This is a genomic window from Streptosporangium sp. NPDC006013, assembly GCF_040614275.1.
Taxonomy (GTDB): domain Bacteria; phylum Actinomycetota; class Actinomycetes; order Streptosporangiales; family Streptosporangiaceae; genus Streptosporangium.
Map to the genome: position 1 here is coordinate 1 of NZ_JBEXUE010000278.1, position 13,543 is coordinate 13,543.

The 13,543-nt window shown below is 70.5% G+C and carries 9 protein-coding genes, 2 pseudogenes and 1 riboswitch; of the genes and pseudogenes, 7 read left to right on the plus strand and 4 right to left on the minus strand.

Going from position 1 to position 13,543, the window contains the following annotated elements; genetic code table 11:
• Positions 1-186 precede the first annotated feature (186 nt).
• Positions 187-302, minus strand: a riboswitch (SAM riboswitch).
• 207 nt (positions 303-509) lie between these two features.
• On the plus strand, positions 510-1,253 hold the full coding sequence (locus ABZ260_RS32680; RefSeq protein WP_355625496.1) for a TerC family protein: 744 nt from the start codon (positions 510-512) through the stop codon (positions 1,251-1,253).
• A gap of 149 nt (positions 1,254-1,402) precedes the next feature.
• Positions 1,403-2,602 carry a cytochrome P450 gene (locus ABZ260_RS32685; protein WP_355625498.1) on the plus strand — a complete coding sequence of 400 codons (1,200 nt, stop codon included), beginning with the start codon at positions 1,403-1,405 and terminating at the stop codon, positions 2,600-2,602.
• A gap of 21 nt (positions 2,603-2,623) precedes the next feature.
• On the opposite strand, the gene ABZ260_RS32690 is transcribed toward ABZ260_RS32685, so the two are convergent.
• From ABZ260_RS32690 to ABZ260_RS32700, 3 genes are all read right to left on the minus strand, one after another.
• Complete coding sequence (locus ABZ260_RS32690) at positions 2,624-3,730, minus strand: DUF418 domain-containing protein (protein WP_355625500.1); 1,107 nt, start codon at positions 3,728-3,730, stop codon at positions 2,624-2,626.
• 128 nt (positions 3,731-3,858) lie between these two features.
• Complete coding sequence (locus ABZ260_RS32695; protein ID WP_355625502.1) at positions 3,859-4,617, minus strand: GNAT family N-acetyltransferase; 759 nt, start codon at positions 4,615-4,617, stop codon at positions 3,859-3,861.
• A 265-nt stretch (positions 4,618-4,882) separates the two neighbouring features.
• On the minus strand, positions 4,883-5,848 hold the full coding sequence (locus ABZ260_RS32700; protein ID WP_355625504.1) for an SAM-dependent methyltransferase: 966 nt from the start codon (positions 5,846-5,848) through the stop codon (positions 4,883-4,885).
• A 421-nt stretch (positions 5,849-6,269) separates the two neighbouring features.
• Between ABZ260_RS32700 and ABZ260_RS32705 the strand changes: the two genes are divergently transcribed.
• The 5 genes and pseudogenes from ABZ260_RS32705 (at position 6,270) to lysX (ending at position 13,442) form a co-directional block, all read left to right on the plus strand.
• Positions 6,270-7,160, plus strand: coding sequence for a DUF2520 domain-containing protein (locus ABZ260_RS32705; RefSeq protein WP_355625506.1), 891 nt, complete (start codon positions 6,270-6,272; stop codon positions 7,158-7,160).
• A 227-nt stretch (positions 7,161-7,387) separates the two neighbouring features.
• Positions 7,388-8,155: pseudogene (gene panC / locus ABZ260_RS32710) on the plus strand (pantoate--beta-alanine ligase); the annotation flags it as partial.
• Between the two features lie 259 nt (positions 8,156-8,414).
• Positions 8,415-10,955 (plus strand): L-aspartate oxidase, encoded by a 2,541-nt coding sequence (locus ABZ260_RS32715; RefSeq protein ID WP_355625508.1) that lies wholly within the window; start codon positions 8,415-8,417, stop codon positions 10,953-10,955.
• Positions 10,955-11,737: a type III pantothenate kinase gene (locus ABZ260_RS32720; protein ID WP_355625510.1), complete on the plus strand. Its 783-nt coding sequence runs from the start codon at positions 10,955-10,957 to the stop codon at positions 11,735-11,737. The genes ABZ260_RS32715 and ABZ260_RS32720 overlap by 1 nt, the downstream gene beginning before the upstream one ends.
• Positions 11,738-11,984: 247 nt before the next feature.
• A complete protein-coding gene (lysX, locus tag ABZ260_RS32725) occupies positions 11,985-13,442 on the plus strand; it encodes a bifunctional lysylphosphatidylglycerol synthetase/lysine--tRNA ligase LysX (RefSeq protein WP_355625512.1) in 1,458 nt (485 codons plus the stop codon).
• Positions 13,443-13,451: 9 nt separating this feature from the next.
• Here the strand turns inward: lysX and ABZ260_RS32730 are convergent.
• Positions 13,452-13,543: pseudogene (locus tag ABZ260_RS32730) on the minus strand (beta-ketoacyl synthase N-terminal-like domain-containing protein); the annotation flags it as partial.

A 13,543-nucleotide genomic window follows, 5' to 3' on the forward strand; every position in this document is an offset into this window, starting at 1 on the left:
ACGGCGGGAATCGGCCGGTCGCCGGACGTACGGGTCGCGGGGACGGTCACCGGGGTGGCCCCGAGGGCGGTCGTGGGGGTGGCCGCGTCGACTGCGTCGGCGGCTGTGGCGGTGAGGATCGTCAGTGCGGACACGCCAGGGCTCCTTCGAGGTCATCGGACCCCAACCCATGGCATAGGTGCCTGGAGCCCGCGCTTGTCCGGCACACCTCGTGCCGGACCAGGTCCTCACCCGGGGCACCCCGCCGCGGACGCGAGGGTTGCCGGCCAGCGAGCCGGGGCTTGTCACTGGCACTCATGACCTACGGGGGAACTATAACCGACGTCTGGCGGGGATTCGCAAGTGCTGTCTCTCATGTTCGGGAACTCATGAGGAGTCCCGTTCGTCTGGGCAGTGAGCCGGGTGGCGCCTGGCGGCGGGTGATGTTTGTCCTGGTAGTGGCTGAATAACGCCGAACGACGGATCTCGTCGTGCCGGCAGTGATCAAGTAGGGCGAGCTGGAGGCTCAGATGTTGGACTGGGTGACCAACCCGGAGATCTGGATAGGGTTCATCACCCTCGTCGCCCTGGAGATCGTGCTAGGCATCGACAACATCATCTTCATCTCGATCCTGGCCGGAAAGCTCCCGCCCGAGCAGCGCGACAGGGCGCGCAGACTGGGCCTCCTCGCGGCCCTCGTCAGCCGGTTGTTGCTGCTGCTGGCGCTGTCGTGGGTGGTGAGACTCACATCGCCGCTCTTCGAGGTCCTCGGTCAGCCGATCTCGGGACGGGATCTCATCCTGCTCGCCGGTGGTCTCTTCCTGCTGGGCAAGAGCGTCATCGAGATGCACGACAGCATCGAGGGCAAGACCGGGCACGGCAGCGCCAAGGCCGCGGCCTCCTTCGGCTCGGTGATCACCCAGATCATGCTGCTGGACATCATCTTCTCCCTCGACTCGGTCATCACCGCGGTCGGCATGGTCGACCAGCTCGGTGTCATGGTCGCGGCCGTGATCGTCTCGGTCCTGGTGATGCTCTTCGCCTCGGGCCCGATCAGCCGCTTCGTGGACAAGCATCCGAGCATCAAGATGCTCGCCCTGTCGTTCCTGGTGCTGATCGGCGTCGTGCTGATCGCCGAGGGCCTCGGGCAGCACATCTCCAAGGGCTACATCTACTTCGCGATGGCCTTCTCGCTCATCGTGGAGCTGCTGAACATCCGGCTGCGCAGCAAGACGGCCCAGCCCGAGAAGTCGGACAGCCCGACCGAGGTGTAGCGGCCTGTGGCGGGCTGTCGAACGTCGGCAGACGGCTCAGCCCCAGGCGATGGCGCCCTCACCCGTCGTGGGGCCACCGGGCATCCGTCTGCCCAGCTCCAGGGGGCGGAACAGGCAATTGACGCATGGGGCGACATTACGATGTCCGTGTGCGCTTTGATCCCTGGAATCCGGAATTCGTCGCCCATCCGTACGACGTCTACGACGAGCTGAGGCGGCAGCGGCCGGTCAGCTTCTTTGAACCGACCGGCCAGTGGCTGGTCGCCCGGCACGCCGATGTCAACGCGCTGCTGCGCGACCGTCGGCTCGGCCGCTCCTACCTGCACGTGGCGACCCACGCCGAGTTCGGCAGGCCCGACGACCCCGAGTTCCAGGACCCGTTCTGGCGGGTGGTCAGGGCCGGGATGCTCGACGTCGAGCCGCCGGTGCACACCCGGCTCCGGCGCCTGGTCTCCAAGGCGTTCACCCCGCGCATGGTCGAGGCGCTCCGTCCCAAGGTCGCCGAGATCGCCGGGGGACTGGTGGACCGTTTCGTCGAGCGCGGCGGTGGAGACCTGATCTCCGAGGTCGCCGAGCCGCTCCCGGTGACCGTGATCGCGGAGATGCTCGGCGTGCCCGAGGCCGACCGGCACCTGCTCCGCCCCTGGTCCGCCGACATCTGCGGGATGTACGAGCTGAACCCCTCCGTCGAGGCCCAGCACACCGCGGTACGCGCGGCCGAGGAGTTCTCCGCCTACCTCGTCGAGCTGGCCCGCGCCCGCCGGGCGAACCCCGGCGACGACCTGATCAGCGCGCTCGCCCTGGTGGCCGAGGAGGGCGACAAGCTCACCGAGGAGGAGCTGGTCGGTACCTGCGTGCTGCTGCTCAACGCCGGGCACGAGGCCACGGTCAACGTCACGGGCAATGGATGGTGGTCGCTCTTCCGCAACCCGGGCGAGCTGGAGCGGCTCCGTGCCGACCACGGCCTGCTGCCCACCGCGATCGAGGAGATGATGCGCTGGGACACCCCGCTGCAGATGTTCGAGCGCTGGGTCCTGGAGGACATCACCGTCGGCGGGGTGGACATCCCGCGCGGCACCGAGGTGGCGCTGCTGTTCGGCTCGGCCAACCGGGACCCCGAGGTCTTCGCCGACCCCGACCGCTTCGACGTCGGCCGGGTGGACAACCCGCACATCTCCTTCGGCGCGGGCATCCACTTCTGCCTGGGCGCCCCCCTGGCCAGGATCGAACTGATCGAGTCCTTCGGTGCCCTGCTCCGCAGGGCGCCGAAGCTGGAACTCGCCACCGAGCCCGGCTGGGGCCCTGGGTACGTCATCCGTGGCCTCACCGCCCTCGACGTGCGGGTCTGAACCGGCTCGCGCGCGGTGATGTCAGGGGGAGCGGCGCAAGGGCGGGCGCTGGGCCCAGGTGGCCCAGCGCCAGAGCCATTCGAGGGGGCCGTAGCGGTATCGGCGTAGCCAGAGGGTGGAGAGGAGCCACTGGGCGGAGAGGATGGCGCCGGCGATCAGGAACACGGTCGCCAGGGACCAGCTTTCCGGCGAGCCGCCAAGGACGTGACCGGTCGCCAGCACCAGGATCGTGGCGGTCAGGTAGTTGGTCAGCGCCATCCGGCCCAGCGGTGCGAAGACGGCCCGCAGCGCCGGTCGGAGCGGAGTCCTGAGCAGGACCAGCAGTACGCACACGTACACTCCCGCGAGCAGCAACCCGGCCACGGCCATCGAGAGGCCGAAACCCGGGTCGTTCGTGTCGCCGGCCAGGCCGACCTGCCACCACAGGGCGGGCACCGCCCCCGCCGCGAAGACCAGGCCCAGCACGGCCGGTACCCGGGTGGACTGCTCCATCCGGTCGATCACTCCGTACCTGACCAGGGCCGAGCCCAGCAGGAGCAGCCCGGGAACCAGCACGATCCCGTTCTGGCCGGCGATCAACGGTGCCGCGAGGAGCACGGGGGCGAGGCCGGCCACGGCCCACCGGGGCAGCCAGGTCGAGGGCAGCAGCACCAGCAGGCCGATGACGGCGTAGACGGTGAGGATGTCGCCCCGCCACAGCAGGAACATGTGTGCCAGGCCCATCCCGAGCAGCACCAGGAGCCGGCGGAGCAGGAGTGTCCGCGGGGCGGCGGCGCGGTCCGTGGCGGAGTTCAGCAGCAGTGCGAAGCCGATGCCGAACAACAGGGAGAAGATCGGGAAGAAGCGCTGATCGACGAGCAGCCCCAGCCACGCGCCCTCCGGGCCTGCCGGCGAATCCACGACGACGTGGCCGACGTCGACGTTGGCTATCGGCTTGACGTTGACCAGCAGGATCCCGCACAGCGCGAACCCGCGCAGTACGTCGAGCGCGGCGATACGCGGGCGGCCGGGGGAGGACGTCGTGGGGGTTTTTCGGCCGTCGGTCCGACGCGGGCGCGCCGGCCCGCTGCCCTGATGCCCGGCCGGATGCTCGGCCTTCAGCACCGGAGGGGAGTCTTCGTGTGACATGGGGGCATCCTGCGGGCCCGGTTCGGTACCGGGCATCGGTCAAAAGCAGGGTTCGCACCGTCTCGGCCGTACTTTTGACCGGTCCCGCAGCTCGGCTCTCAGGCGGGGTTCCGTTGCCCGGGGCCCTGTCACATCCACCAGGTCGCGTCGGTGATGGCGTCGAAGCCGAGGGAGTCGTAGAGCGGCTTGCCGGCCTTGGCCGCGGTCAGGGTGGCGGGGAGGTCCCCCAGGTGTGCCAGGACCGCGTGCATGAGCGCCCGTCCGACTCCGTGGGAGCGGTGTTCGGGCAGGGTGGTCACCCAGTAGGTCCCGCCGACCGTACCGTCGACGACGGTCATGCAGGCCCCGGCGGGCACCCCGTCCCGCGCGGCGAGGAACAGATCGACTCCAGGGTGGCCCAGCAGGTCCTTGGAGAAGGCGTCACCCGGGCGGTAGGGCTGGAAGTTGGTCAGCGGGAATCCGTGGACCACGATGTCTTCCGCGGTCCGCAGCTGTTCCACCGTCTCCACGTGGGTGACCTCCACGGCCGGTGGCGCGGGGAGCGGACCGGGGCGGCGGATCATGACGGGAAGCCGTCCCGAGGGCAGGCCCAGAGCGCTCATGTCGACCGAGCCGAACGGATCCTCGACGACGACCCCGTCGGAAAGCCGGCGCCGGGCCAGGTCCGTCAGTTCGGCGAGATCGTCCGGACCGGGGTCCGGGGAGAGCAGCAGGATCCGCAGCCCGCCGCGCTCGCGTCCGTCCGAGCAGAGGAAGCCGGGGCGGCGGATCAGCTCGCTTCCCCGGGTCTGGGCGAGAGCCGTCCAGAAGGCGGCGGAGTTCTGGACGGCCAGTTGGAGAGAGGCCATGCGTTCGGCGGGAACGGCGTGTGTCGGGGAAGTGCTCATGGCATAGACCCTACGAGGCGAAAGGATCTTTGCTTGGTCTCCCCCCGGCGGGTGGATCGGGCCACTTCCGAAGGAAACCGGGAAGGCCGCGACCTTCCCCCGGCCCGGCGGTCGTCGAAGGTCGTCCTTTGGCCCCTTCGGAGCCGGACGGAGCCGCCGGGCCCCGGCGGCGATCGGTTCGAGGTGTTCACCGGGACCGAACGGTCTTTTCAGGGGCGGGTCGGGGGCGATCGTTCGAGATGTTCGCCACGGGTGGGCGGTCTTTTCAGGGGCGGGTCTGGGAGAGCCAGCCGAAGCCGCCGAGGCCGCCGGGGGCGATCAGCTCCGCCTCCTCGGAGGCCCGCGCGAGGGCGTGCAGGTAGCCGCGCGGGTCGATCCTGGCCTGCTCGACCGGCGGGCGGTTCCCGGTGACGCCGAGGGCGCGCAGCGCCTCCCGCTGCGTGGTCAGCGCCGTCGTGACGGCCCCGGCGCTCTCGCCGGCGGCCGCGCAGGCGTCGAGCGCCACGTGGGCGGTGATGTCGCACGAGCCGTCGGGCACCGGCGCGACCATCGCCCCGTCGCGGTATCCGGCCAGCGTGCCGTACGGCGGCCGGTCGGCCAGGGAGTGGGCGTAGTCGATCGCGACCGCCCGGCCGCGTGCCAACCGTACGATCACCGACGCCCAGGCCCGGTCGCGTGGCCTGCCGATCTCGGCCCGCTCACCGGTGGCGCGCATCGGCCACCAGCGGGCCAGCCACGCGAGATCCGCCTCGGCCGGTCTGCCACCGAGCCGCTCCTCACCGTCGGTGACGTTGACCAGGACCAGCCGGGGTCCGTCGGCGGTCTGCTCCACGATGTCGACGGGAACGTTGTCCAGCCACTCGTTGGCGATCACCAGGCCGCAGATCCCGTCCGGCGCGGCCCTTACCCAGACGATCTCCTCGGGCAGCGCCGGCGGCCTGGCCGCCAGATCCACCGCGGTCACTCGGAGCCTCGACCGCAGCGCGGGCGGTGCGGCGGCGAGCACCCCGGCCGCCAGCAAGCCCTCACCGGCGCCGATGTCGACCAGGTCGAGCACCTCGGGGCCGCCGAGCACCTCGTCAACCGAGGTCAACTCGCGCAGCACGGCCTCGGCGAAGACGGGGGAGGCGCCGACCGAGGTCCGAAAGTGACTGGAGGGTCGTTCGCGGAGGTAGAAACCGCTCTCGCCGTAGAGCGCGTGCTCCATCGCGGCGCGCCAGGTGAGCCACACACTCTCAGACGCTACCCGCCGAGGCGGAGGAACGAGATCAACTCGCGCTGACGCTTCGGCTGAGCACATGACTGCATTCTGTCACCGGCTCGCATGATCTTTGTTGATGCCAGGTCGGCGCGTCGCCACCTGGATCGCCGTGTGGGCCGGGTTTTCCGGCTCTGCGCGGACCCGTACGGTCTGTGTCGCCCGGTTCGGGGATCTCGGCGGGGTTGACGCGCTGTCACCTGGATCGCCGGGTGAGCCGGACTCTCCGGCCCTCTGGCGGGTCTCATATGCTCTCGGGGGCCCGGTTCCGGGCTCCCGGGGTTGGAACAGGGCCGTCGCGCCGGAACCCGCGTCTTGACGCGGTCGCGGCGGCGCGGCCCGTTACGCTGGTCAATCAGGCACGAAGCCCCACATGGTCGAAGGACGTGACGTCATGGACGCAGTCGATCGCCCGGCACGGCTGGCCGTCGGAGTGGTTGGAGCGGGCAGGGTCGGTTCGGCGCTCGGCGCGGCGCTCGTCAGGGCGGGACACCGGATCGTCGCGACGAGCGGTGTCTCCGACGCCTCCAGGGAGCGTGCGGTCGAGCGCCTCGGGCTCGTCCCCGTACGGCCCGAGGACGTGGTGGCCGGAGCGGACCTCGTCTTGCTGACGGTCCCCGACGACGTGCTGCCCGAGCTGGTCTCCGGCCTGGTGGAGACCGGTGCGAACCTGCGGGGCAAGCTGGTGGCGCACACCAGCGGCGCGTACGGCCTGGCCGTGCTCAATCCGGCGATCAAGGCCGGAGCGCTGCCGCTGGCGCTGCATCCCGTGATGACCTTCACGGGCCGTGACGACGACCTGCGCCGCCTCACCGGCATCTCCTACGGGGTGACCGCGCCCGAAGGGCTCCGCCCGGTGGCCGAGGCCCTCGTCATCGAGATGGAGGGTGAACCGGTCTGGATCGCCGACAAGGACAGGCCGCTCTACCACGCGGCCCTCGCGGGAGCGGCCAACCACATGGTGACGCTCATCGCGGAGTCCTCCGAGCTGCTGGGGAAGATCGGCGTGGAGCAGCCGGGACGGATGCTCGGCCCGCTGCTCGGCGCGGCGCTGGAGAACGTGCTGAGGCTCGGCATCTCGGGGCTGACCGGCCCGGTGGTGCGCGGTGACGCGGGTACCGTCCGCAGGCACGTGGACGCGCTGATCCTCGCGGCCCCGGAGGCCGCGGACGCCTATGTGGCGCTCGCCAGGCTCACGGCCGACCGGGCGCTGGCGGCCGGGTTACTCAAGCCCGAGGCCGCCGAACGCCTTCTGGACGCCCTGGGGGGCAACGTATGGACCTGAGGCCGGCTTGACGGAGGGGAGCCGGTCGGTGCTGTTCTCTCTCTCCGTACGCTTGAGGTCGGGGGTCTCCACTCTCCAGGAATTTCGATGAACGTCACCCCTCTCCGGCCGGCCGGCCGGAGCACCCCCGGGAGGTTCCATTGATCGTGGCGGACGACCGCGCAGGGCTGCTCAAGGCCCGGGAGGCCCTGGGGATCGGCGTGGGTGCCTCCGGGGGCGGGAGCGCGCTGGCGCTCGTGCCGACCATGGGCGCGCTGCACGAGGGACACCGCTCGCTCATCCGGCTGGCCCGGCAGAGGGCGGCCCACGTGGCGGTGAGCATCTTCGTGAACCCGCTCCAGTTCGGCCCAAACGAGGATTTTTCCCGTTATCCCCGTACTTTTGATGCCGACCTGGAGGTCTGCGAGGCCGAGGGGGTGGACGTGGTGTTCGCCCCGTCGGTCGAGGACATGTACCTGCCGGACAGGCAGGTCGGCGTCTCCGCGGGGGAGATGGGCTCGATCGTCGAGGGAGAGTTCCGGCCGGGGCACCTCGACGGCATGCTGACCGTGGTGCTGAAGCTGTTCAACCTGGTCCAGCCGGACGTGGCGGTGTTCGGGCAGAAGGACGCCCAGCAGCTCGCGATGATCCGCCGGATGGTCGCCGATTTGAATCTGCCGGTCTCCGTCGTCGGGGCGCCCACGGTCCGCGAGCCGGACGGGCTGGCGCTGTCCAGCCGCAACCGCTACCTGTCGCCGGAGGACCGGGTGGCCGGTCTGGCCCTGTCCCGCGCTCTGAACGCGGGGGCCGGGCAGCGCACGCCGGCGGAGATCCGCCGGGCCGCGCTCGCCGTTCTGGCGGCCGAGCCGTCGCTGGCCGTCGACTACCTGGTCCTGGTCGACCCCGCGACCTTCGCCGAGGTCGGCGACGACCACGCGGGCGAGGCGATCCTCGCGGTGGCCGCGCGGGTGGGGTCCACCCGGCTGATCGACAACGTCACGCTCACCCTGCGCTGAGTTCCGGAGGCTCTCCCGCGACGCGGTGGTGCCCGGTTCTTCGCGCGGGGGTCGCCGTGCGCCCGGCAGGCGGGTGCACCGCTCACCCGCGTGCGAATCTCCCGCCGGTGGGTTCCCGTTCCGGCCGCCCACGGCCCAGAGGCACTGTGGTTCCGGGAGTGAGTGAAATGTCCTACCCCGGGGAACAGCCGCGCCGGGGATGGCGTTATCGTCACGCTGACGAAATGAACGGCCTCTATGACTCCGCGAGGAGGCGGCAATGAGCATCCCGGCCATACCCCAGAGGTTGACCGCTCCCGCTCCGGGATGGACGGTCCAGGCGGACGTGGTCGTGGTGGGCTCCGGCATCGCGGGTCTCACCCTGGCACTGCGATACGCCGACCTGGACTCCGAGGCGAAGGTCCTGGTCGTCACCAAGGACGTCCTGTCGTCCGGGTCCACCCGCTGGGCCCAGGGCGGCATCGCCGCGGTGCTCGATCCGCGGGACACCCCCGCCGAGCATCTGTCCGACACGCTCCTCGCGGGGGTGGGCCTCTGCGACGAGGAGGCCGTCCGGGTCCTGGTGACCGAGGGGCCCGACGCGCTGCGCGGCCTGATCGCGATGGGCGCCAGGTTCGACACCGACGAGGCCGGGGAGCTCCAGCTCACCAGGGAGGGTGGCCACCGGCGCGATCGCATCGTGCACGCGGGCGGCGACGCCACCGGGGCCGAGGTGCAGAGGGCACTCGTGGCGGCGGTCCGGGAGTCGGGGATCGAGGTGATCGAGCACGCCCTCGTACTCGACCTCCTCAAGGACGCCGAGGGGCGCGCCGCCGGGGTGACCCTGCACGTCATGGGCGTGGGCGAGCGCGACGGGGTGGGCGCGGTCACGGCCAGGGCCGTGGTGCTGGCCACCGGCGGCATGGGCCAGGTCTACGCCGCCACCACCAACCCCGTCGTCTCCACCGGAGACGGGGTGGCGCTCGCGCTGCGGGCGGGGGCCGTCGTCAGGGACCTGGAGTTCGTCCAGTTCCATCCGACGGTGTTCTGGCTCGGTGAGGACGCGAGCGGCCAGCAGCCGCTGATCTCCGAGGCGGTCAGGGGCGAGGGCGCGGTACTGGTCGACGCGGACGGCACCCGGTTCATGCGGGACGTCCACGAGCTGGCCGACCTCGCCCCCCGTGACGTCGTGGCCAAGGCGATCATGCGGCGGATCCGCGCCACCGGCGCCGACCACGTGTATCTCGACGCCCGCCACTTCGGCGAGGAGAAGTGGCGCACCCGCTTCCCGACGATCCACGCGGTCTGCCTGGAGCACGGCGTCGATCCGGTCACCCAGCTCATCCCCGTCGCCCCCGCCGCCCACTACGCCAGCGGCGGCGTCCGCACCGACCTGCACGGCCGTACCAGCGTGCCCGGTCTGTACGCCTGCGGCGAGGTCGCGTGCACCGGCGTGCACGGCGCCAACCGGCTGGCCTCCAACTCCCTGCTCGAGGGCCTGGTCTTCGCCGGGCGCATCGCCGCCGACATCCACGCCGATGCCCGCGAAGGGCGGACGGTAGCCGGCGAGCCGGTGCCCGACGACCGCCCCACCGGCCTGATCGATCCCAGGGCCCGGGTCAGGATTCAGGGGCACATGAGCCGGGGGGCGAGCGTGCTGCGCAGCCGGGAGTCGCTGGGAGAGGCCGCCAGGACCCTGCTGAACCTCAGGTGGACCCCGGTGGCGGTCGAGCCGTGTACCGAGTCGTGGGAGACCACCAACCTGCTGACGGTCGCCTCCGCGCTCGTGGCGGCCGCCCGCGCCCGCCAGGAGACCAGGGGGTCGCACTGGCGCGAGGACTTTTCCGAGAGAGACGACGCCTTGTGGCTGGGCCACCTCGATGTGACCCTGACAGCGGAGGGACCGACCATGACATACGTACCGCACGGGCGGCGAGCGACCGTGCTGCCGCCGCAGGTGGAGAACGATCTCACCGAGGTGGGTCTTGACCCGGTCGGGGTGGTCGCGGTCCTTGAGGCCGCGGCGGCCGAGGACGTGGCCGGGGGTGACGTCACCAGCATCGCCACCATCCCGGTGGACCGACACGACACCGCCGACGTGGTCGCCCGCGCGGACGGCGTGGTCGCGGGGCTGGCCCTGGCCGAGGGCGCGTTCTCCTACCTCAGCGGAGGCCGTCTGACGGCCGAGCGCAGGGTCAAGGACGGCGAGCGCGTCGCCGGGGGCGACGTGCTGATGACCGTCACCGGTCCCACCAGGGACCTGCTGACCGCCGAGCGCACCGCGCTCAACCTGCTCACCCACCTGTCCGGTATCGCGACCCTGACCGGTAGGTGGGTCCAGGCCGTCGAGGGGACCGGCGCCCGGATCAGGGACAGCCGCAAGACGCTGCCGGGACTGCGCGCCCTGGAGAAGTACGCGGTCCGGTGCGGCGGTGGTATCAATCACCGCATGTCACTTTCGGACGCCGCGCTGATCAAGGACAATCACGTGGTGGCCTCCGGTGGGGTCGCCGAGGCGTTCCGGGCGGTCCGTGACGCCTACCCCGGCCTGCCGATCGAGGTCGAGGTCGACAGGATCGACCAGATCGAGCCGGTGCTGGCTGAGGGAGCGGAGGAGATCCTGTTGGACAATTTCACGGTCGAGGAGCTGGTACGGGCCGTACGGCTGGTGGACGGCAGGGCGCGGCTGGAGTCCAGCGGAGGGCTGACCCTCCAACTCGCTCGTGATGTGGCCGAAACAGGTGTCGACTACCTTGCCGTGGGCGCGCTCACACACTCGGCACCGGCGCTGGACATCGCCTTGGACCTTCGGGGGAACTGATGCTGCTTGCCATTGACGTCGGCAACACTCACACCGTTCTCGGCCTCTTCGAGGGCGAGGACGTCATCGAGCACTGGCGGATCGCCACGGACGCCCGGCGTACGGCGGACGAGATCGCCGTCGTGCTCCAGGGGTTGCTCGGGCAGTCACCGCTGCTCAAGGGCACAGACGTCAACGGCATCGTGATCTGCTCCACCGTCCCGTCGGTGCTCAACGAGATGCGCGAGATGTGCCGCCGCTACTACGGCGACGTGACGGCGGTGATCGTCGAGCCGGGCGTCCGCACCGGGGTGCCGGTCCGGATGGACAACCCGAAGGAGGTCGGCAGCGACCGCATCGTCAACGCGCTGGCGGCCATCCAGCTGTACGGCGGGCCGTGCGTCATCGTCGACTTCGGGACCGCGACCTCCTTCGACGCCGTCTCCGCCAAGGGGGAGTACGTCGGCGCGGTGACCGCCCCCGGCATCCAGATCTCGGTGGACGCGCTCGCCGCGGCGGGAGCGCAGCTGCACAAGGTGGAGCTGGTCCGCCCCCGCTCCGTGATCGCCAAGAACACCGTCGAGGCGCTTCAGGCCGGCATCATCTATGGCTTCGCCGGTCAGGTGGACGGGATCGTCGAGCGGATGGCGGCCGAGCTCGCCGCCGACCCCGACGATGTCACGGTGGTCGCCACCGGCAGCGCGGCACCGCTGGTGGCCGGTGAGGCGCGCTCGATCGACATGCACGAGCCCTGGCTCACGCTGATCGGGCTGCGCCTGATCTACCACCGCAACGCCACCTGAGAGCGTTGTGACACCGGTGCCGTGACACCCACGAGAGCGCCGCGACGCCACCCGGGAGCGTCGTGACACCGCCCTGAGCGCGGTGCCGCGGCCGGCGGGCGCCGCGGTGTTCCCGGAGAGCACCGCGGCGCCCTGGAGTCCTCTCCGGCCTCCGGCGGTCGGCGACCTCACGAGGTTCGCCACATCGGTACCCTTTGGAACTGTGACCGATGAAGTGACCAACCCCGCCGAGGATCTGCCCGAGCAGATGCGCGTGCGCCGGGAGAAGCTCGACCGCCTCCGCTCCGAGGGCGTCGACCCCTACCCGGTGAACTTCCCGCGCACCGCGACCAACGCCGAGATCCGTCAGAAATACGCCGATCTCTCCGCTGACACCGCGACGGGCGACAAGGTGGGTGTCACCGGCCGCGTGATGCTGTCCAGGACCGGTGGCAAACTCTGCTTCGCCACCATCCGCGACGGCTCCGGCGATCTCCAGGTCATGATCTCCCTGGACAAGGTGGGCGAGGAGGCACTGGCCTCGTGGAAGCGCGACGTCGACCTCGGCGACCACGTGGGCATCGAGGGTGAGGTCATCACCTCCCGCAGGGGGGAGCTGTCCATCCTCGCCGACCGCTGGGCGATCACTTCGAAGTGCCTGCGCCCGCTGCCGGAGAAGCACGCCGGGCTCACCGACCCCGAGGCGCGGGTCCGCCAGCGCTACGTCGACCTCATCGTCAACGACGAGGCCAGGAAGCTGGCCTACACCCGTAGCGCCGTGGTGCGGTCCATCCGTGACTTCTGGCACGAGGAGGGCTACCTGGAGGTCGAGACGCCGATGCTCCAGCCGATCCACGGCGGAGCCACGGCCCGGCCTTTCAAGACCCACATCAACGCCTACGACATGGAGCTCTACCTTCGCATCGCGATCGAGCTCTACCTCAAGCGGCTCGTGGTCGGCGGTATCGAGAAGGTCTTCGAGATCAACCGCAACTTCCGCAACGAGGGCGCGGACTCCACGCACAACCCCGAGTTCACGATGCTTGAGGCCTACGGCACGTATCTCGACTACAACGACATGGCCGACCTGACCCAGCGGATGATCCAGAAGGCGGTCGTGGCGGCCCTCGGCCACTCCGTGGTCGTCCACCAGGGGCAGGAGATCGACCTCGGCCTGGCGAAGTGGCCGCGGATCACCCTCTACGGGTCGGTCTCGGAGGCACTGGGCGAGGAGATCACCACCGCGACGCCCCTGGAGTACGTACGCAAGCTCGCGGACGCCCGGGAGATCCACTGGGATGCCAAGTGGGGCCAGGGCAAGCTCGTCCAGGAGATCTTCGAGGCGCTCGTCGAGCACACGCTCATCCAGCCCACGTTCGTCATGGACTATCCGGTGGAGACCTCCCCGCTGACCCGCCAGCACCGTGACAACCCGCTCCTCACCGAGAAGTGGGACCTGATCGGGTTCGGCACCGAGCTCGGCACCGCCTACTCGGAGCTGGTCGACCCGGTCGAGCAGCGCCGCCGCCTCACCGAGCAGTCCCTGCTCGCCGCGGGCGGGGACGCCGAGGCCATGCAGCTTGACGAGGACTTCCTCACCGCACTGGAATTTGCGATGCCGCCCACCGGTGGAATGGGGCTCGGCATCGACCGCCTCATCATGGCCTTCACCGGTAAGAACATCCGCGAGACCATCCTGTTCCCGCTGGTCAAGCCGACCGGCTGAGTCTGCGTCGCGTACCCCGGACTGACCGGCGAGGAGCGCCGACCAGGTCGAGGCGACGTCTCCACCGAGAGGCGTCGTCGCGCCGAGCCCGGTGACGACGA